General features: G+C 60.7%; 22 protein-coding genes. 20 read left to right on the forward strand and 2 right to left on the reverse strand.

Annotated features, from left to right (window positions below; translation table 11 throughout):
• Positions 1-4: 4 nt before the first annotated feature.
• The 20 genes from FDM28_RS15210 to rrtA all read left to right on the forward strand — a co-directional run bounded on the left by FDM28_RS15210 (position 5) and on the right by rrtA (position 17838).
• On the forward strand, positions 5-982 hold the full coding sequence (locus FDM28_RS15210) for a beta-ketoacyl-ACP synthase III (protein WP_138516627.1): 978 nt from the start codon (positions 5-7) through the stop codon (positions 980-982).
• A 52-nt stretch (positions 983-1034) separates the two neighbouring features.
• Positions 1035-1985, forward strand: coding sequence for an ACP S-malonyltransferase (gene fabD / locus FDM28_RS15215; RefSeq protein ID WP_138516629.1), 951 nt, complete (start codon positions 1035-1037; stop codon positions 1983-1985).
• The gene (gene fabG / locus FDM28_RS15220; protein ID WP_138516631.1) at positions 1982-2728 is read left to right on the forward strand and encodes a 3-oxoacyl-ACP reductase FabG; all 747 of its coding nucleotides are present in this window, start codon (positions 1982-1984) and stop codon (positions 2726-2728) included. The genes fabD and fabG overlap by 4 nt, the downstream gene beginning before the upstream one ends.
• A 100-nt stretch (positions 2729-2828) precedes the next feature.
• A complete protein-coding gene (acpP, locus tag FDM28_RS15225) occupies positions 2829-3068 on the forward strand; it encodes an acyl carrier protein (protein WP_087496857.1) in 240 nt (79 codons plus the stop codon).
• 147 nt (positions 3069-3215) lie between these two features.
• Entirely contained in the window at positions 3216-4460 is a 1245-nt protein-coding gene (gene fabF, locus FDM28_RS15230) for a beta-ketoacyl-ACP synthase II (protein WP_138516633.1), read from the forward strand.
• A 169-nt stretch (positions 4461-4629) separates the two neighbouring features.
• On the forward strand, positions 4630-4947 hold the full coding sequence (locus tag FDM28_RS15235) for a hypothetical protein (protein WP_138516635.1): 318 nt from the start codon (positions 4630-4632) through the stop codon (positions 4945-4947).
• Entirely contained in the window at positions 4944-5576 is a 633-nt protein-coding gene (locus tag FDM28_RS15240) for a sigma-70 family RNA polymerase sigma factor (RefSeq protein WP_420853030.1), read from the forward strand. The genes FDM28_RS15235 and FDM28_RS15240 overlap by 4 nt, the downstream gene beginning before the upstream one ends.
• Before the next feature lie 14 nt (positions 5577-5590).
• Entirely contained in the window at positions 5591-6202 is a 612-nt protein-coding gene (locus tag FDM28_RS15245; protein WP_138516637.1) for a sigma-E factor negative regulatory protein, read from the forward strand.
• 2 nt (positions 6203-6204) lie between these two features.
• Complete coding sequence (locus tag FDM28_RS15250) at positions 6205-7227, forward strand: MucB/RseB C-terminal domain-containing protein (protein WP_138516639.1); 1023 nt, start codon at positions 6205-6207, stop codon at positions 7225-7227.
• A 35-nt stretch (positions 7228-7262) separates the two neighbouring features.
• Positions 7263-8732, forward strand: a complete 1470-nt coding sequence (locus FDM28_RS15255; protein WP_138516641.1) for a Do family serine endopeptidase — start codon at positions 7263-7265, stop codon at positions 8730-8732.
• Positions 8733-9208: 476 nt separating this feature from the next.
• Positions 9209-11020 (forward strand): translation elongation factor 4, encoded by a 1812-nt coding sequence (gene lepA, locus FDM28_RS15260; RefSeq protein WP_138516643.1) that lies wholly within the window; start codon positions 9209-9211, stop codon positions 11018-11020.
• A complete protein-coding gene (gene lepB, locus FDM28_RS15265; protein WP_138516645.1) occupies positions 11020-11985 on the forward strand; it encodes a signal peptidase I in 966 nt (321 codons plus the stop codon). Before lepA ends, lepB begins: the two co-directional genes overlap by 1 nt.
• Before the next feature lie 34 nt (positions 11986-12019).
• Positions 12020-12367, forward strand: coding sequence for a DUF4845 domain-containing protein (locus tag FDM28_RS15270; RefSeq protein WP_138516647.1), 348 nt, complete (start codon positions 12020-12022; stop codon positions 12365-12367).
• Positions 12368-13054: a ribonuclease III gene (gene rnc / locus FDM28_RS15275; RefSeq protein WP_138516649.1), complete on the forward strand. Its 687-nt coding sequence runs from the start codon at positions 12368-12370 to the stop codon at positions 13052-13054.
• A gap of 107 nt (positions 13055-13161) precedes the next feature.
• Entirely contained in the window at positions 13162-14121 is a 960-nt protein-coding gene (gene era, locus FDM28_RS15280) for a GTPase Era (RefSeq protein WP_240792045.1), read from the forward strand.
• Between the two features lie 116 nt (positions 14122-14237).
• A complete protein-coding gene (gene recO, locus FDM28_RS15285; protein WP_138516653.1) occupies positions 14238-14987 on the forward strand; it encodes a DNA repair protein RecO in 750 nt (249 codons plus the stop codon).
• Positions 14984-15733, forward strand: a complete 750-nt coding sequence (locus FDM28_RS15290; RefSeq protein WP_138516655.1) for a pyridoxine 5'-phosphate synthase — start codon at positions 14984-14986, stop codon at positions 15731-15733. Before recO ends, FDM28_RS15290 begins: the two co-directional genes overlap by 4 nt.
• Before the next feature lie 8 nt (positions 15734-15741).
• Complete coding sequence (gene acpS, locus FDM28_RS15295) at positions 15742-16134, forward strand: holo-ACP synthase (protein WP_138516658.1); 393 nt, start codon at positions 15742-15744, stop codon at positions 16132-16134.
• A 73-nt stretch (positions 16135-16207) separates the two neighbouring features.
• Positions 16208-17311 (forward strand): beta-N-acetylhexosaminidase, encoded by a 1104-nt coding sequence (gene nagZ / locus FDM28_RS15300; protein WP_138516660.1) that lies wholly within the window; start codon positions 16208-16210, stop codon positions 17309-17311.
• 20 nt (positions 17312-17331) lie between these two features.
• Positions 17332-17838: a rhombosortase gene (gene rrtA / locus FDM28_RS15305; protein ID WP_138516662.1), complete on the forward strand. Its 507-nt coding sequence runs from the start codon at positions 17332-17334 to the stop codon at positions 17836-17838.
• Here rrtA and FDM28_RS15310 read toward each other — a convergent pair.
• A complete protein-coding gene (locus FDM28_RS15310; RefSeq protein WP_138516664.1) occupies positions 17809-19767 on the reverse strand; it encodes a S8 family serine peptidase in 1959 nt (652 codons plus the stop codon). The genes rrtA and FDM28_RS15310 overlap by 30 nt on opposite strands.
• A 19-nt stretch (positions 19768-19786) precedes the next feature.
• Positions 19787-20413, reverse strand: a complete 627-nt coding sequence (locus tag FDM28_RS15315) for a 4'-phosphopantetheinyl transferase family protein (RefSeq protein WP_138516666.1) — start codon at positions 20411-20413, stop codon at positions 19787-19789.
• Between the last annotated feature and the right edge of the window lies 1 nt (position 20414).

Consider the following 20414-nt stretch of genomic DNA (forward strand, 5'->3'; position numbering starts at 1 on the left):
ACCCATGACACGTTATTCCCGCATCACCGGCACCGGAAGTTATGTGCCTCCGCGTCGGCTCACCAATGCCGATCTGGCCGCCGAATTGGCTGCCAAGGGGGTTGAAACCTCAGATGAATGGATCGTCGAGCGCACCGGTATCCGGGCCCGCCACTTTGTGGCAGATGGCGTGTACAGCAGCGACCTAGCCCTGGAAGCCTGCAAAAGCGCCTTGCAAGCTGCCGGTCTGCAGGCCTCTGACATCGACCTGATCATTGTGGCCACGTCCACCCCGGACATGGTGTTCCCCTCCACAGCCTGCATTCTCCAGAACAAGCTGGGCGCCAATGGCGGCGCGGCCTTTGATGTGCAAGCCGTGTGCAGCGGCTTTGTGTATGCGCTGACGGTGGCCGACTCCCTGATTCGCACCGGCACCGCCACCAAGGCCTTGGTGGTGGGCGCCGAAGTGTTCTCCCGTCTGCTGGATTTCAATGACCGCACCACCTGCGTGCTGTTTGGTGATGGCGCGGGCGCGGTGGTGCTGGAGGCGTCTGACACCCCCGGCATTCTGGCCAGCGATTTGCACGCCGATGGCAAGCATGTGGGCATCTTGTGCGTGCCCGGCCATGTGTCCAACGGCAACATATTGGGCGACCCCTTGCTCAAGATGGACGGCCAAGCGGTGTTCAAGCTCGCCGTGGGCGTTCTCGAAGACGCCGCCCGCGCCACGCTGGCCAAAGCCGGCAAGACGGAAGCGGACATTGATTGGCTCATCCCCCACCAGGCCAATATCCGCATCATGACCAGCACCGCCAAAAAGCTGAAGTTGCCTATGGAAAAAGTGGTGGTCACCGTCGACCAGCACGGCAACACCTCGGCCGCTTCCATTCCTTTGGCCTTGGATGCTGCGGTGCGTGCAGGGCGCGTCAAGCCTGGTCAAAACCTCATGCTCGAAGGCGTGGGTGGCGGCTTTACCTGGGGCGCAGTGCTCCTGACTTTGTAGCTGTTTGCGCAAATTCCACGGGCGCTAGCGCCTGATTTGATGGTGAATTGATATGAAACCTTTTGCTTTTGTTTTTCCCGGACAGGGCTCCCAATCCGTAGGCATGCTCGACGCTTGGGGCGAGCACCCCGTCGTGTTGGAGACCCTGAAAGAGGCGTCTGACGCCTTGGGCGAAGACGTGGCCCAACTGATTCACGAAGGCCCCAAAGAAGCGTTGGCGCTGACCACCAACACCCAACCGGTGATGTTGGTGGCCGCCGTGGCCGCCTACCGCGTCTGGATGTCGGAGACGGGTGTGGCACCGCAGGCGGTGGCTGGCCATTCCTTGGGCGAGTATTCCGCCTTGGTGGCGGCAGGCGCATTGACCCTGGCGCAAGCGGCGCCGCTGGTGCGCCTGCGCGCCCAAGCCATGCAAGAGGCCGTGCCCGTGGGTGTGGGCGCCATGGCTGCCATTCTGGGTATGGATGCTACTAAAGTGATAGCTGGTTGCGCAGAAGCGACGGCGGCTTTCGGCAATTCGGGTACTGAAGTGGTGGAGGCGGTGAACTTCAACGACTCCGCACAGACCGTGATTGCTGGCAGCAAAGCAGCGGTAGACAAGGCTTGCGAAATCCTCAAGGCCAACGGCGCCAAGCGCGCGTTGTTGTTGCCGGTGTCGGCACCTTTCCACTCCAGCCTGATGAAGCCCGCCGCCGAAAAGCTCAAGGCCCGCCTCGAAGAGATCGAGATCGCTACCCCGCAAATCGCGCTGATCAACAACATCGACGTAGCGGTGGAGGTAGATGCGGACCGCATCCGTGACGCCTTGTACCGCCAGGCCTTCGGCCCGGTGCGTTGGGTGGAGTGTGTGCAGGCCATCAAGGCCCGTGGGTTGACCACCTTGGTAGAGTGCGGTCCCGGCAAGGTGCTGGCCGGTATGGTCAAACGTATTGATGCCGAGATGACAGGCGCAGCCCTGTTCGACCCGGCCTCCTTGGAAGAAGTGAAAGGTGTGTTGGCATGAGTGAAGTGAAATTTGAAGGCCAAGTGGCTTTGGTGACCGGCGCATCCCGCGGCATTGGGGCCTCAATTGCCCTGGAATTGGCGCGCAAGGGTGTCAAGGTCATCGGCACAGCCACCTCCGATGCCGGTGCCGCCAAGATCCGTGAAGCCCTGTCGACCTTTCCCGGTTGTGACGGACGTACGCTGGACGTGAACGACGGCGCCGCAGGCGATGCCTTGGTGGATGCCATTGCCAAAGAGCAGGGCGGTTTGCATATTCTGGTGAACAACGCCGGCATTACCCGCGACACCTTGGCCATGCGCATGAAGGATGACGACTGGGACGCCGTGGTGGACACCAACCTCAAAGGTGTGTTCCGAATGAGCCGGTCCGTGTTGCGGACCATGATGAAGCAGCGCTACGGCCGCATCATCAGCATCACCTCGGTGGTGGGCGCGTCCGGCAACCCCGGCCAAGCCAACTACGCGGCCGCCAAGGCCGGCGTTGCCGGCATGACCCGTGCGCTAGCGCGTGAGCTGGGCTCGCGCAACATCACCGTGAACTGCGTCGCCCCCGGTTTCATTGAAACCGATATGACGGCGGGCCTGCCTGAAGAGCAGCAAAAAGCCCTGCTGGGCCAGATTCCCTTGGGGCATCTGGGCAAACCGGCCGACATTGCGCACGCCGTGTGCTACCTGGCTTCGCCCCAGGCAGGCTATGTGACGGGGCAGGAAATGCACGTCAACGGCGGCATGTACATGTAAACAAGAACCCCGCCGAAGTGTCCGAACGGCGGCCCGGTTAGAGACAAGTCTCTAGGGCGGGTAAAATCTCGGATTCTTTTACAACCCTTAGAGGGAACCCATGAGCGATATCGAAGTCCGTGTCAAAAAAATCATTGCTGAACAACTCGGCGTTGAAGAGTCCCAAGTCACCAACGAAAAAGCCTTCGTGGCAGATCTGGGTGCTGACTCCCTGGACACCGTGGAACTGGTGATGGCTTTGGAAGACGAGTTCGGAATCGAAATTCCTGACGAAGACGCAGAAAAGATCACTACCGTGCAAAACGCGATCGACTACGCGAACACCCACAAAAAGGCCTAATACGCCCTTGCAGTGCTCCTTGGGCACCGCACCCCCGGTCCGGAACCGCAGGATGAATGCCTGCAGGTGTCCGGCCGGTCCTTTTGAATTCTCCCGTATCGCCGACAAGGCGGTATTTCTTTGACGAACTGCTGAATCCAGATTTCTATGTCCCGTCGTCGCGTTGTTGTCACTGGTTTAGGTTGCGTGAGCCCCGTTGGAAATACGGTGGCGCAAGCTTGGTCGAATGTGCTGGCCGGCCAGTCCGGTATCGGTCTGATTTCCAAGTTCGATGCATCCGCATTTGCCTGCAAGATCGCCGGCGAAGTCCGCAACTTTGATTTGGAGACGTACATCAACTCCAAAGAAGCCCGGACCATGGACACCTTCATCCACTACGGCATTGCCGCCGCAGTGCAGGCAGTGCAGGATTCCGGTTTGAAGACCAACGATGCGCTGAGTGACGAAGAGTCCGTCCGCATCGGCTGCGTGATCGGCTCGGGCATCGGCGGTTTGCCGATGATTGAAAACACCCACGTCGAATACACCAACCGCGGTCCCCGCCGTATTTCGCCGTTTTTTGTGCCTGCCTCCATCATCAACATGACGGCAGGGCATGTGTCCATGCGCTATGGCTTCAAGGGCCCCAACATCGCCATCGTGACCGCATGCACCACTGGCTTGCACTGCATCGGTGAAGCCGGCCGCATGATTGAGTACGGTGATGCCGACGTGATGATTGCCGGTGGTTCCGAAGCCACTGTGTCGCCTTTGGGCGTGGGCGGCTTTGCGGCCATGCGTGCCTTGAGCACCCGCAACGACGACCCTGCCACGGCATCCCGCCCTTGGGACAAAGACCGTGACGGTTTTGTGCTCGGTGAGGGCGGCGGTGTGATGGTGCTGGAAGAGTACGAACACGCCAAAGCCCGTGGCGCCAAGATTTATGCCGAGTTGGCAGGTTTCGGCATGAGTGCCGATGCCGGCCACATGACCGCCCCCAATATGGACGGCCCGCGCCGCGCCATGGTGAGCGCCCTGCGCAATGCAGGCGTGAATGCAGACCAAGTGGACTACCTGAACGCGCACGGCACTTCCACGCCGCTGGGCGATGTGAACGAAACCAACGCCATCAAGGCCGCTTTGGGGAATCACTCCAAGCGCGTGGTGGTGAATTCCACCAAGTCCATGACCGGTCACTTGTTGGGCGGAGCAGGGGGATTGGAGTCAGTATTTACCGTGCTGGCCTTGCACCACCAGAAGAGCCCGCCCACCATCAATATCTTCAACCAAGACCCCGAGTGCGACTTGGACTACTGCGCCAATACCGCGCGGGATATGAAGATCGACGTGGCCGTGAAAAACAACTTCGGCTTTGGTGGCACCAACGGCACCCTGGTTTTCAAGCGCGTCTAACAGCCTGCTGGCGCACCCCTGAAGGACTATGCACAGGCCGCCGGCAACCCGCTTTTCCGTGCAGCGTTCATCGCGATTCGGTATGGTGTTGGTGTGCTTGGGTCTGCTGTCGTGGGGAGCTGTGGTGTGGGCAGCGCTTGCGGGCTTTAGCGAACCCCGGTTCGCTACCGTGGCCGCAAGCGGAGTGGTGTCGATCGTTTCCCTGTGGATTTTTTGGCGTAAGCAGCCCGTGGGGCATTTGCGCTGGGATGGCGAGCAATGGCATTGGTCCGCTAGCGCAGCGCCTTTGCAGGCGGTGTCCATTCAATTTGACTTCCAGTCCAGCCTCTGGGTGGTTTTGCGCACCCATGACCGCCAGCGTATTGGCCTCTGGCTGGATGAAGATCCCGAAGACCCCTGCAATTGGCGTGCATTGCGCCGCGCCTTGGTGGGCTCGCAAGGGCTTGCGGTCTCGCCCCTGGCCTCCGAAGACCGGTGGGCGGCATGAGTGAGCTGATGCCTCCTGTGCCACCACCCGCGCCAGATGCAGATTGGCCTTTGGTCGAGCGCACGATTGCGGGCGACCAGCGGGCGTATGGCTTGCTGGTAATGAAGTACCAGCGCCGCATTCAGCGTCTGGTGGGCCGCATGGTGCGGGATGTGGACTTGGTGGAAGACATCACCCAGGAAACCTTTATCCGTGCCTACCGTGCCTTGCACCAGTTCCGTGGCGATGCGCAGTTCTACACCTGGCTGTACCGCATTGCGGTGAACACCGCCAAAAAGGCCTTGCTGGAGCTGAAGCGGGACCTCACGATTTCCGAGTCTTTTCTGGCGCGCGATGAGGAAGATGAAACTTCTGTCCGCCAAAACGAACCAAGTAGTGACGAAACCCCCGAAACCGTGCTGGCCGCCAAGGAAATTGCCGGTGTGGTGAATGCTGCGATGGACGATTTGCCCCAGGAGCTGCGTCAGGCGGTGGTGTTGCGGGAAATCGAAGGACTGAGTTACGAGGAGATTGCCTTGACCATGGCCTGCCCGATTGGCACGGTGCGGTCCCGGATATTCCGGGCGCGTGAGGCCATATCGGCCAAGGTAAAGCCCCTGTTGGACAAACAAACCGGTAAACGTTGGTAGCTTGTATGGCGAATATGACTGAAACCCCTTCTGCACTGCACGCGCAGCTTTCCGCTCTGGCGGATGGTGAGCTGCCGGCGCACGAAATCGGCGCCCTGTTGGATGCGCTGGAGGCGCAGCCGCAAGCTCACCAGTGGTGGACTGCGCACCACGCAACGTCGGCGGTGGTGTGTGGTGAGGTGGTCGCCAGTGCATCCGGCGAGGTGGCGTTTTGGGAGCGCTTGCAAGGGCGGCTTGCGTTGGAAGCGCCCGTTAGTACCGTATCTGCACCAGGTTTGCCGGTAGAGGCGCCGGTTGCGGCGTCTGCCCTGGCGGCGAATGATCCGTGGTGGAAGTCGATGCGCTTGGCGTCGGTGGCTGCAATGGTGTCGGTGGGCGTGGTGGCGGCTTTGGTATGGCCTTCCTCGCAGGAGGCGCAGTTGGCGGTGGCGCCCGTATCTGTTGCGCCTGCCACTGCTCCTGTTTTGGTAGCTGCCGGTGCAGATTCCGCGGGCGCTAGCGTCATGTTGAGGGATCCTGCCTTGGATGCGTTGATGGCGGCCCATCAGCAAATGGGCGGGCATTCTGCTTGGCAGGCTCCGTCCGGCTTTTTGCGCAACGCCACGTTTGAGACATCGGGGCGATAAGCGTGAAATTCTGGTGGCAAGGTTCCAAATGGCAGTTGCTCGCGGGCGTGTGTGTGCTCCTGGCGGGTATGCAGTTACCCGCGCAGGCGCAGGTATCGGTGCAGGAGGTGGCGCCCGTGAGCGCCTGGTTGCTGCGCTTGCACGAGGCATCGCGGCACCGCACCTATACCGGCACCTTTGTGGTCACGGCCGGCACCAAGATGGCCAGCGCCAAGATCTGGCATGTGTGCGAGGGCGAACAGCAACTGGAGCGCATCGAGTCTTTGAGCGGCACTCCGCGCTCTACGTTTCGTCGCAATGACGAGGTGCTGACGCTGTACCCCACGGCACGGGTAGGCATCGCCGAAACGCGGGAAACCTTTGGCGTGTTTCCGGCCTTGCTGAAATCGCAAAGCCGCGCCTTGGACGAGTTTTATGCGCTCAAACCCATGGGGGTGGAGCGGGTGGCCGGCATCGAGGCGGATGTGGTGCAGATCACCCCCAAAGATGGCTTGCGCTATGGCTACCGGGTGTGGAGCGAGAAAAAATCCGGTCTGGTCGTGCAACTGCAAACCTTGGATGTCGATGCGAAGGTGCTGGAGCAGTCGGCTTTCTCCGAGCTGCAACTGGATGTCGCCGTCAGCCCCGCCAAGCTATCGCAACTGATGGCGCAAACCGAGGGCTACCGCATTGAGCGCCGCAAGGCGGAAAAAACCACTGCCGCCGCCCAAGGCTGGGCCATGGCGTCAGCGGTGCCCGGCTTCAAGCCGGCGGGTTGCTACACCCGCCCGATCGCGCTGCTGGCTGGAGCGTCGGGCAAAACCGAGCAGTCCATGCAATGGATGTTTTCTGACGGCTTGGCCACCGTGTCTCTGTTTGTGGAGGCCTTTGACGCCAAGCGCCACCTGCACGAGGGTGCAGCCGACTTGGGGGGCGCCACGCGCACGCTCACGCGCAAGGCGGGTGCTTGGTGGATCACGGCGGTCGGCGAAGTGCCGCCGTCCACGCTGGCGCAGTTTGCGCAAGCACTTGAACGTAAAAAATAAGCCTCTATCTCATTTTCTTTTCGGAAAGATCAACCATGACTGCCTGGATGCCTTCTTCTTTGCGGCGTATGTGGCTTGTCGCCGCCCTTGTGTCTACGCTCGTGCCCTTGGTGCCCGCCGGGCCGGCTTACGCGCAGGCGCGCGGATTACCTGACTTCACCGATTTGGTGGACCAGGTGGGGCCATCGGTGGTCAACATCCGGACCCTGGAAAAAGTCAGTACTCGCGCGCAAGCGGGTGCGCCCAGCGAGGAGGACATGCTGGAGTTCTTCAAGCGCTTCGGCTTGCCCATTCCTAATCTGCCTAAGCAAGCCCCCAAGCCCAACCGCCCGCAGCCCCAAGCGCAGGAGGAAGAGCAGCCACGCGGTGTGGGATCCGGTTTTATCCTCACCTCTGACGGAGTGATCATGACCAACGCCCACGTGGTGGATGGGGCCGATGAAGTGATCGTGACCCTGACCGATAAGCGCGAGTTCAAAGCCAAAATTTTGGGCGCGGACAAACGCTCCGATGTGGCTGTGGTCAAAATTGATGCCACGGGCCTTCCTGCGGTGAAGGTCGGTGATGTGAACCGCTTGCGGGTCGGCGAGTGGGTGATGGCCATCGGCTCGCCCTTCGGGCTGGACAACACGGTGACTGCCGGTATCGTGAGCGCCAAGCAACGCGATACCGGGGACTTTTTGCCCCTCATCCAAACGGATGTGGCCATCAACCCTGGCAACTCGGGTGGGCCTCTCATCAATATGCGTGGCGAAGTGGTGGGGATCAACAGCCAGATCTATTCGCGCTCAGGCGGGTTCATGGGCATTTCTTTCTCCATCCCCATGGACGAGGCGGTGCGGGTCAGCGACCAGTTGCGCGCCAGCGGGCGTGTGTCGCGTGGCCGCATTGGCGTGCAGATTGACCAAGTGAGCAAAGATGTGGCCGAGTCCATCGGCTTGGGTAAGCCCACAGGTGCCCTGGTGCGCGGTGTTGAGGCGGGTTCACCTGCCGAAAAGGCGGGTGTCGAAGCGGGCGACATCATCACCCGCTTTGATGGCAAGGTGATTGAGAAATCCAGCGATCTGCCTCGTATTGTGGGTGGCACCAAGCCGGGCACCAAGAGCACCATGACCGTGTTCCGCCGTGGCGGCAGCAAAGAGCTGCAAGTCACGATTGCAGAGATCGAGGCAGACAAGCCGGTGGCCAAGGCCAGCGCCAAAGAAGACAAGCCGAGCGTCTCCATCGCAACCCAGGTCTTCGGCCTGACGGTCAGCGCCTTGACGGATGCTATGAAAAAAGAAGCAGGTGTCCGCGGTGGCGTGCGGGTAGAGGCCGCGAACGAAGCAGCGGCCCGGGCAGGTTTGCGCGAGGGCGACATCATTCTCCAAGTGGCCAATGTGGAGGTGTTGACCACCAAAGAATTTGACGCCGTGCTCGCCAAGCATGACAAAACCAAGCCCCTGAACGTGCTGTTCCGGCGCGGTGATTGGACGCAATACGCGGTCATCCGAGCAGGGCGATGATGGGCGAGCAACCCTAAAGCACAGCGGGCTTTGGGGTTGTTTTGCGCAAAATCTGCCGGCGAATGCATTTCTTTTGGGCCAAAACTGGCACCGCTGCCGTGTGCAGGTGGCGGCTTGCTTTTAAGCGTTGGTTAGAATCACGGGTGTCTTCGGTTCAAAGAAGATATATAGAACTTGCGATAATCCATCATATGGGACGTCGTTGATTGCCCCACAGCCACTCCACAGTTCGCCCACATGTTGTTAAGGTGTTGTGCAGTGATTCTGTGGATATGTTGTGAATAAGTTTGATGTTGCCCTGGTGCAACGACCCCTGAACCGGTTTTTTTGGGCTGTGCTCTCTGGACTTTTTGCCTACAATGGGCTTCCAACTATCGCAGTTGCCAAAAGATTGTTGGTTCAGGGCGCGTCCTCACTCGACGCGCCCTTTTTTCATGCCTGTTCCTTTTAATTCAATTACTTGAAGCGCGTCGTTGATGAATCACATCCGAAATTTTTCGATCATTGCCCACATTGACCACGGGAAATCCACGCTGGCGGATCGCTTGATTCAGCGTTGCGGCGGGCTGGAGGCGCGTGAGATGGAGGCGCAGGTGCTGGACTCGATGGACATCGAGAAAGAGCGTGGGATAACCATCAAGGCACAGACCGCCGCACTGCAGTACAGGGCCAAGGACGGCAAGGTTTACAACCTCAACCTGATCGATACGCCCGGGCATGTGGACTTCTCGTATGAAGTGTCACGATCCCTGTCGGCCTGCGAAGGTGGCCTGCTCGTGGTCGATGCTTCACAAGGTGTGGAAGCGCAAACCGTGGCCAACTGCTACACCGCACTGGACCTCGGTGTGGAAGTGCTGCCGGTGCTCAACAAGATTGATCTGCCCAACGCCGATCCTGATAACGCACGCAGCGAGATCGAAGACGTGATTGGCATCGATGCCACCGAGGCGATTGTCTGTTCTGCCAAAACCGGCTTGGGTATCGACGACATTCTGGAAATGATTGTGGCCAAGGTGCCTGCGCCCCGAGGCAACCCCGATGGCCCGCTGCGCGCGATGATCATCGACAGCTGGTACGACAGCTTTGTGGGTGTGGTGATGCTGGTGCGCGTGGTCGATGGCCGCTTGGGCAAGGGCGAGCGCATCAAGATGATGGCCTCGGGCGCCATGTACAACGCCGACAACGTGGGCGTGTTCACCCCCGCCAACCAGCCGCGCCAGTCGCTGGAAGCAGGCGAGGTGGGCTACATCATCGCCGGTATCAAAGAGTTGCAAGCGGCGAAGGTCGGCGATACCGTGACGCTGGTAAAGCAGGGCACGGGCGGGGCGGCCTTTACCGCCACTGAGCCCTTGCCCGGCTTCAAGGAAATCCAGCCACAGGTGTTTGCGGGTCTGTACCCCACCGAAGCCAGTGAGTACGACTCGCTGCGCGATGCGCTGGAAAAACTCAAGCTCAACGATGCATCCCTGCACTACGAGCCTGAAGTGTCCCAGGCCTTGGGCTTTGGCTTCCGCTGCGGTTTCCTCGGCTTGTTGCACATGGAAATTGTGCAGGAGCGGCTGGAGCGCGAGTTCGACCAGGACCTGATCACCACCGCGCCCAGCGTGGTTTACGAGGTGATGAAGAACGACGGCGAAGTCATCAAGGTGGAGAACCCTTCCAAGATGCCCGAGGTCGGCAAGACGGCGGAAATTCGCGAGCCCATCGTGACTGTGCACCTCTACATGCCGCAAGAGTACGTGGGCGTGGTCATGACCTTGGCCAACCAGAAGCGCGGTGTGCAGATGAATATGGCCTATAAGGGCCGCCAGGTCGTGCTGACGTATGAAATGCCGCTCGGTGAAATCGTGCTGGACTTCTTTGACAAGCTCAAGAGCGTGAGCCGCGGCTACGCGTCCATGGACTATGAGTTCAAGGAATTCCGTGCATCCGACGTGGTGAAAGTGGACATTTTGCTCAATGGCGAGAAGGTGGATGCCTTGTCCATCATCGTGCACCGCAGCCAATCTGCGTACCGTGGCCGTGCCGTGGTGGGCAAGATGCGCGAGATCATTTCGCGCCAGATGTATGACGTGGCGATCCAGGCGGCGATCGGGGCCAACATCATTGCGCGTGAGACAATCAAAGCGCTGCGCAAGAACGTGCTGGCCAAGTGCTACGGGGGCGATATCTCCCGCAAGCGCAAGCTGCTGGAAAAGCAGAAAGCCGGTAAAAAGCGCATGAAACAAATCGGCTCGGTGGAGGTGCCGCAAGAAGCCTTCCTCGCCATCCTTCAAGTGGAAGATTAATGCAAGCATTCACAGCGGCCGTGCTAGCGGCTTTCGTTGCCTATGGCGCGTCCTGGTATTTCGGTCTGGTCGACGGCAACTTTGCGCTGCTCTTGTTCATCGCGAGCATGGTGACAGGTGCTTATTGGCTGGCAGAGCGTTTCTACTTTTTGCCCCAGCGCCAGCGCGCCGTGGCAGAGCTGGAAACCCAGGATGCCAAGCGCCGCGAAGGCTTGGCCAACATGGGCATCACCCAGGTGGATGGCGATATCCAGGAAGCTAAAGTCAAGTTGCTGATGCAGCCCTGGTGGCTGGATTGGACGGCGGGGCTGTTCCCCGTGATCATCGTGGTGTTCCTGCTGCGCTCTTTCTTGTTTGAGCCCTTCAAGATTCCTTCCGGCTCCATGATCCCGACCCTGTTGGTGGGCGACCTCATTCTGGTCAACAAGTTCACTTACGGCGTGCGCTTGCCAGTGCTCAACCTCAAGGTCACCGAAGGCAACAAGCCCCAGCGTGGCGACGTGATGGTGTTCCGCTACCCGCCCAAGCCGAGCTTGGACTACATCAAGCGTGTGGTGGGTGTGCCCGGAGACACCGTGGCCTACCTGAACAAGCGCCTCACCATCAACGGCAAGCCGCTGGAAACCAATGCCTTGCCCGACTTTTTTGATGAAGACGCGAGCCAATACTTCAAGCAGTTTGAAGAGGCCTTGGGCGACAAGCCGCACCGCTTGCTGAACGACGCGCGCCGCCCAGCCTTTGTGGCCGGTGTGGAGAAGTTTGACGGCATGGAGAACTGCAACTACACCGTCGAAGGCGTGACTTGCAAGGTGCCCGAAGGCCAGTATTTCATGATGGGTGACAATCGCGACAACTCGCTGGACTCCCGCTACTGGGGCTTTGTGCCGGATAAAAACATCGTCGGTAAAGCATTTTTTGTGTGGATGAACTTCACCAATCTCAAACGCATTGGCGGGTTCCACTGAGTTGATGTCGCAGCGAAACGTAGGGGCTTACAACATGCACAACGCATCCAAACAACGCGGTATTTCTTTTATCGGCCTGATTTTTTTCGGTGCTATCCTGGCCATGACTGGCGTGGTGATTGCCCAAGCGGTGCCGACCTACATCGAGTACTTGGCGGTTGAAAAAGCGACGCAACGCGCCAGCGCCGGACAGTCGGTTGCCGAAGTGCGTTCGATTTTTGACAAGGCCACTGAAATTGACGCGATCAAGTCTGTTACCGGCAAAGACTTGGAAGTCACCAAAGAAGGCGACAAAGTGGTTGTGGCTTTTGCTTACGAGCGCGAAATTCACCTCGCCGGCCCCGCCTACCTCACCCTCAAATACGCAGGACGATCCAAATAAGTGGCAGATGGTTTGACCGCGCTGCAGCAACGGCTGCAGCACCAGTTTTCGAATATTTCCCTGCTGTCGCGGGCGTTGACCCACCGCAGCTTCTCTGCTGAGCACTACGAACGCTTGGAGTTTCTGGGCGATTCCGTTTTGGGCTTGGCCATTTCCGACCTTTTGTATGCGCGCCTGGGCAGTTTGCCGGAGGGCGATTTGTCCCGCGTGCGGGCCAATCTGGTTCGCCAGGAAACGCTGCATGAGTTGGCCCTGAAGCTGGGCTTGTCCGATGTGCTCAAACTCGGCGAGGGTGAAATGCGCTCTGGTGGCCCCAAGCGGGCGTCCATCCTGGCGGACGCCTTGGAAGCCATCATTGGCGCGGTGTACTTGGACGCCGGCTTTGCCAAGGCGCAAGCGCTGGTACATCGCCTGTTTGAGGCGGTGGAAATCAATCCGCAGATGCAGGCGATTGGCAAGGACGCCAAAACCGAGTTGCAAGAGTGGCTGCAGGGCCGCAAAATGAAATTGCCGCTGTACACGGTGGTGGGCACCATTGGCGCAGCCCACAAACAGAGTTTTGACGTGGAGTGCGAAGTGCCCGAACTGCGCTTGTCAGAACGCGGCATCGGCGGCTCCCGCCGCGCCGGAGAACAGGCAGCGGCTGCGGCCATGCTGCAAACCATTAAAGCAAAGGTCAAATCATGAATGCTCCTAAAAAAGTAGCTGCTCGCGCAGGTTCCACGGGCGCTAAGGGGCAAAAAGACACTCAAGCAACGACACTAGTGGTGGAAGTGCAAGACAACCTGGATGCCATGCTCGAAGGCCTGCTCAAGAGCACGCCCAAGCTCGCTACCCCCGGTACGGATGGCGAAGGCCAGCGCTGTGGTCTGGTGGCCATCGTGGGCAAGCCCAACGTGGGCAAGTCCACACTGCTGAACGCGCTGGTGGGCCAGAAGATCAGCATCACTTCGCGCAAGGCACAAACCACGCGCCACCGCATCACAGGCATGCGCACCGAAGGGCAGACCCAGTTTGTGTTTGTGGATACCCCCGGCTTTCAGACGATTCACGGTAATGCGCTGAACAAGTCCCTGAACAAAGCGGTGCAGGGCGCGGTGTCCGATGTGGACTTGGTGTTGTTTGTGGTGGAGGCGGGCAGTTTTACGTCGGCGGACGAAAAGGTTTTGAAACTGCTGGGCGACGGGATTCCTGTGGTGCTGGTGGCGAACAAGCTGGACAACGTGAAAGAGCGTGCCGGCTTGGCACCGTGGTTGCAGGCCATGCAAGCGCGCGCCAAATTCACCGAGATGATTCCTCTGTCCGCCAAGAACGCCAAGGACATTGAGCGCTTGCTGGGTATTTGCGAGAAATTCCTGCCCGAGCAAGCCTGGTGGTACTCGGAAGACGAGTTGACCGACCGCAGCGAGAAGTTTTTGGCCAGCGAGCTGGTGCGCGAAAAGCTGTTCCGCCTGACCGGTGACGAGCTGCCTTACACCTCCACGGTGGTGATCGACAAATTCGACGAAGAGCCGCCCCAGAAAAAGGGCCAAAAGCGCCTGTTGCGCATAGCTGCCACCATCGTGGTGGAGCGCGATGGCCACAAGGCCATGGTGATCGGCGACAAGGGCGAGCGCATCAAGCGCATCGGCATGGAAACCCGCGTGGAGCTGGAAAAGCTGGCCGATGCCAAGGTGTTTTTGGAGCTGTGGGTCAAGGTGCGCTCCGGCTGGGCGGATGACGAAGCCCGTGTGCGCTCCTTCGGGTATGAATGAGCACACCCCCCGGCTTGCTCGCTTCGCGTAGCCGCTTTCCCCCTTGCAGGGGGCAACGCCTGCGGCCTGGCATAGCCAGTTCCACGGCGTTTGCTGGCAGCAAGGCACGCTGACGTATGGCGACCAAACGGATTGCCGACGAGCCGGCGTTTGTGCTGCATCGTTACGACTGGAGCGAGAGCAGCCTGATTCTGGAGGTGTTCACCCGCCATTACGGCCGGGTGGCGCTGGTGGCCAAGGGGGCGAAGAAGCCGACGTCCAGTTTCCGTCCCATTCTGTTGCCGCTGCAGCCTTTGCATGTGGCGTTCGGGGGCGATGCGGAGATCCGCACCTTGCGCAGTGCGGAGTGGCAGGGCGGACATGTGATGCCCACGGGCGATGCACTTTTGTCCGGCTACTACCTCAATGAGTTGCTCATCACCTTGCTCGCGCGGGACGATCCGCATGCCGAGCTATTTGACATTTACGCCCAGATCGTGCGCGTGATTGCCAGCGAACACGGCGAGGTGTTGCAAGCGGCATTGCGCACCTTTGAGTTGCTGCTGCTGCGCGAAACCGGTTTTTTGCCTCAGCTGGATGTGCAAACCATGACGCTGGCACCGCTGGATGTCCAGGCTCGCTACGTGCTGGTGCCCGAGGGTGGCTTGCGCCTGGCCGGGCCGGAAGACCGCGCGGGCTTACGCGGGGCACAGTGGGTGGCGCTGCAAGACGCGATTGCCGACCACGCACCCTTCACCACCACGCTGCGGGCGTGTGCGGAAGTGATGTCCGAACTCAAGCCCCAGTTGCGGGCACTGCTGCACTACCATTGCGGCGTCAAGACGCTGCGCACGCGGCAGATGATGATTGATATTCAAAACCTATGAAAACCCATCTCTCCGTCAACCTGAACAAAGTGGCGCTGGTGCGCAACACCCGCCACCTCGGCATTCCCAGCGTCACCCGCGCAGCGACTTTGTGCCTGGAGGCGGGCGCCGCGGGTATCACGGTACACCCGCGCCCTGATGCACGCCACATCCGCGCGCAGGATGTGCTGGACTTGGCGGAGCTGCTCAAAGCCTGGCCGGACCGCGAATTCAATGTGGAAGGCAACCCGTTTCACAACCTGATGGACTGTGTTCGCGACCTGCGTGAGCGCGGTCTGCCGGTGCACCAGGTAACTTTTGTGCCCGACTCGGAAGGCCAGTTCACCAGTGACCACGGCTGGAGCTTCCCCGCGGATGCCGCCCGCTTGCAACCCTTGATTGACGAGGCCCATGCCCTGAACCTGCGCGTTAGTTTGTTCATGGACGCAGACCCTGCCGCCATGGCGGCAGCGAAGGCGGTGGGCGCCGACCGCATTGAGCTCTACACCGAGCCGTTTGCCGCCGCGTGGGGCACCGCGGATCAGCAAGCGCAATTGGATCGCTTTGCTGCTGCTGCCCAAGCTGCACTGGACGCAGGCCTTGGCGTGAATGCCGGCCATGATTTGAACCGTGACAACCTTACCGCCTTTGCGCAGCAAGTGCCTGGTTTGCAAGAGGTGTCCATTGGCCATGCCCTGATTGCCGACGCGCTGGAGCTGGGTTACACCGCCACCATCAAGGCCTATCTGGCCTGCCTCGGTCAATAAGGACGGCTTTGATCTACGGCATTGGCACCGACATTTGCGATGTGCGCCGCATACGCGCCAGCGTGGAGCGCCACGGCGAGCGCTTTGCAGCCAAGGTGCTGTCCGATTCAGAGATGAAGACCTGGAAGGCACGCAGCGCGCGCTGGCCTGAACGCGGTTTGCGCTATCTGGCCACCCGTTTCAGTGCCAAGGAGTCGTTCAGCAAGGCGATTGGCTTGGGTATGCGTATGCCCATGAGCTGGAAGCTGTGCGAAATTGCGAATGAGCGCAGCGGCAAGCCTGTCATCGTGCTGCATGGCGAGCTGAAGGCCTGGTTTGACGCCCAAGGCCTGCAGGCTCACATCACCGTGACAGACGAAACCGACTACGCCGCGAGCTTCTGTGTGGTGGAAACCTGCTGAAATTTGAGCCAAATTGGCATCCAGCCCTCGTAGAATATGCGCAAGTAGCTCCTTAATTGATAGCAAAAAAACCATGACATTCCACGCCCCTTTGATCATCGATATCGCCGGTACCAGCCTCACCGCCGTGGACCGCAAGCGCTTGAAACACCCGCTGGTGGGGGGCATGATTCTGTTTGCCCGCAACTGGCAAAACCGCGAGCAGCTCACGGCCCTGTGCCGCGACATCAAAAAAGTACGCTCCGATTTGCTGATCTGCGTAGACCATGAAGGCGGGCGTGTGCAACGCTTCAAGACCGACGGCTTCACCCACCTGCCGCCCATGCGCGCCTTGGGTGAAATGTGGATGCGTGACATCGTGCCCACCACCTCCACCAAGAAGGCAGGCGCTCTGGATGCCACCAACGCGGCCACCGCCACCGGCTATGTGCTGGGTGCCGAGTTGCGCGCCTGTGGTGTGGACATGAGCTTTACGCCGGTGCTGGACCTGGACTACGGCGAGAGCAGTGTCATCGGCGACCGCGCCTTTGCGCGCGACCCGCGCGTGGTGAGCATGCTGGCCAAGAGCCTGATGCACGGCCTGCAAAAAAGCGGCATGGCCAACTGCGGCAAGCACTTCCCCGGCCATGGCTTTGTGAAGGCTGACTCGCACATTGACATTCCGGTGGACAAGCGCAGTCTCAAGGCCATCCTGGCGGATGACGCCGCACCGTACCGCTGGCTCAACACCGTGACCAGCAGTGTCATGCCCGCTCACGTGATTTACCCCAAGGTGGACAGCCGCCCCGCAGGCTTCTCTAGCGTGTGGCTGAACGACATTTTGCGCGGCCAATTGGGCTTTACCGGTGCCATCTTCAGTGACGACCTGTCCATGGCCGGTGCTCGCTTGATCGACGGCAAAACCGTGAGCTACACCGAAGCGGCTGTGGTGGCGTTGAATGCAGGCTGTGATCTCGTGCTCCTGTGCAACCAGTCCATGGCCAATGCCGAGGGCGGCGGCAAGGCGGTGGACGAGCTGATTGACGGCCTGACCGAAGCCCAGCTCAAGGGCCAGTGGCAGGCGCTGGAGGCCAGTGAAGCCCGCCGCCGTGCGCTGCTGCCTGCGAGCACCGCTCTGGCGTGGGACGACCTCATGGTGCACCCCGATTACATGCAGGCACTGGACTGGATCGCCTGAAACCCTGAGCAGCGCCAGCCATGGACTTTGCCGCGCTGATTTACCACCGGCAAGCCTTTCTGGACGGACAATGGTGGTTGCCGCTGACGGCGCAGTGGGCGCATTTCAGTGCCACCCATGCCCTGGCGAACGCCGCCGGGGCTGTGCTCTTGGGGGTGTTGTTCCGGTCGTGGCTGCGTCCCCCACAACAGGCGCTGGCATGGGGCGGAGGTGTCCTTGGCGTCGCGGTGGTGCTTATTCTCGACACCCAGTGCAGCTACTATGCCGGCGCATCAGGCGCCCTGCATGGCTGGGCAGCGGGCGGCGCGCTATGGGCCGCGCTGGACGTGCCCAAGAAGCAAGGACATCAAGCGCGCTGGGCGTGGGCCTTGCTCTTGGGTATCGCGGTCAAATTGGTTTGGCAGCTCATTTATCCGCCGCAGACGCAGGATTGGGGCTTTCCGGTATACCAGCCCGCGCACTGGGCCGGGGCGGCAGGTGGTATTGCAGGCGTGTTGTTATGGCGTAGTGCGCGGGCGCTGCGCTAGCCGGTGCACCACCAGCGCCAGCATCGCCAAGGCGATCAGCGCGACATGGTCCAGCGCACCGCCGCCCCCGCCTCCGCTGGCGGTAACCCCCGTTGATGCGCTAGCGGTAGACACCATGCTGACGCCTACGTAGCTGTCTGCGGTTTTGATGTTTGGGGACGCGGTGGTGGCCCGAAAGCGAAATACCAGAAGAGTTTCGGTGGAGCTGGCGGGTGTCACGATGCTGGCGCTGTTGCTGCTGGCATTGGCAATGCTGACAGCCGGCCCGGCAACCTGTGTCCACTGCATGGTCGCCACGGCGGTGCCGCTGGCACCCGGGGTCGCGGTGCCTGTCAATGTTACGGAGGTGTTGCGTGACACTCCTTGGGTTGCGCTGGCGGTGGCCGTTGCCACTGGTGTGTCATCGTTTTGCACCAGCACGACGGCGGCATCCGCATCCAGCATGCCCGCCCCACACGCATAGTTGCCATTGCAGTAGGTGCCCACGGGAAAGCTGCGTGCTGAATTCACCAAACGGGAGGCAACCTCATCCGGGGTGATGCCGGGCTTGACCTGGTACATCAGCGCCGCTGCTGCGGCAACCAAGGGAGCCGAAAAACTGGTGCCGTTGGCGCTGGCATAGGTATCTGCCGACGGAGTTTGCGTGCCTGTGTTGCTGGTGCTGTAGATGCTGACGCCGGGCGCACTCAATGTGGTTCCCGCTCCCAAATTGGAAAATGAGGGGCTGCTGCCATCGGTCCGATGGCCGGTGACCGCAATAACGCCCTGACAATTCGCGGGTGCAGTGATCGTGGTGTTGCTGCCGTCGTTACCGGTGGAGACTACGACGGTCGCTTTTTTGAGGGTGCGCACGTCATTGATTGCCGCCTGGTAGGCGACGTTGCAGTTGCTAATGCTCCCCAAGCTGAGATTGATCACTTTGGCGGGATTCGGGTTGGTCAATAGCCCCACGGTGATGCCCGCCGACCAGCGGATGGCGTCTACCACGTCCGATAAATAGCCGCCGCACACGCCCAGAACCCGTGCTGGGATAACCTTGGCGCGGTAAGCCGCACCGGCCATGCCGGCACCGTTGTTGGTCGCTGTCGCGATCAGTCCGGCAACCCGCGTGCCGTGCCAACTGGAGGCGCTTGTCGTGCAGTAGGAGGGGTTGGTGTTGCCATCGCCGGGGTCCAGGGCGCTGGCATCACGGCTATCACCATCGTTGGCGGTCACGTAGACGCCCGTGGCATCCGCAGAAATGAAGTCGTAGCCCCCGGCAATGTTGTTGGTTGTGTCGCTGTTCACAAAATCGGCATGCGGGCGGTAGCCCGTGTCCAGGGTGGCAACGTACACCCCTTGACCGCTGACGGGCGCTGCCGCGGACGTGCTCCTGTTCCAGGCACTGGCGAAGTTGGCGGCGCCCAGATCGGTGCCGGGTGCCTTGAGGTACCACTGAGGGTTGCTGCCACTCGTGTAGTCGGGGTCTGTGGCAGCAAAGGCATGCGGGTAGACCCGTTCATCCACGACCACGCTCTCCACGTCGGGGTCTTGGGCCAGTGCTTGGACCACGGCTTGCATCTGGAGGCGGGTCAGGGCCTGACCGGTCTGGTACACGTGGCTACCTCCAGAGGCCGCCCGCAGGTGAGACAAGGTGCCTGCACGTCCGGCCGAAGCCTCTTGCGCTGCTCTGGTGATGCGTTGGCTTGTACGGGTAGTGGCTCCACTGGGCTTGTCTGCAGTGCGGGCGAGGCTGTCGTCCTTGAACTTGACCAGAATCCGCTGTAACGCTTCCGGCGTGCGGGGCGCAGATGCGGCACCACTCTCTGTCATGGTGCGGGGGCGGGTCCGCAAATCCAAGTCACCGGCGGGTCCGGAATAGCCCCAGACCAACCAGCCCAGCAGCACCGGTGCCAGAAGTGTCTGCAAGAGGGGGCGGAGTCGCTTCATGCGAAGGCAGTGTAGCGGCTCAAGGTAAAGACAAAGGCCTGTGTCGGGCACAGACGGCGGCGTAGGCGGTATCGGTCTCCACCTCTTGGCATAGCGTGGTGTGGTAGAGCGCCTGCGTCGATTCGTGCCACTCTTCCAGGCCTCTGCCGTGGCACTTCAGAATGGCCTCGTGCCGTGCCCATGCGCGCCCGAAGGCGGCGGGCCGGGCCTGCGCTGCCAAGGCCGCCATCTGTGAGGCGGTGTCTGGTGGTAGGTAGTCCTGCGCCAGCTGGAGGCATTCACCAGGCAGAAAATCCGGGTTTTCCAAATGCAGCACATCGATACCCACTGGGCCCTGCACATCCAAGGCGATGAGTGACAGGTGTGATTCGTGGCTGAATGACGCAAATACTTTCCGCCCGCGCACTGTCAGTACGGGGGCTTGGCCGGGGACGGTGTGGAGTGCGACGTCGGCAGCATCGCATTGAAAGAATGCCTGCGTGCCTTGTATCAACGCTTCGCGTGCCCGGCTGCGCGCCACTTCGCGTGAGGGCAGCGTGCGGTACGGGAGTGCCAGCACGGCGCATCCGGTGTGCTGCAAGTCTGCAATTGCCTGGTCTAAATCTGCAGGCCTTGACCGTGAGGCGAGGGCACGTTCTGCAGGCATG

This window comes from Rhodoferax bucti (assembly GCF_005876985.1).
Taxonomy (GTDB): Bacteria; Pseudomonadota; Gammaproteobacteria; order Burkholderiales; family Burkholderiaceae_C; genus Allorhodoferax; species Allorhodoferax bucti.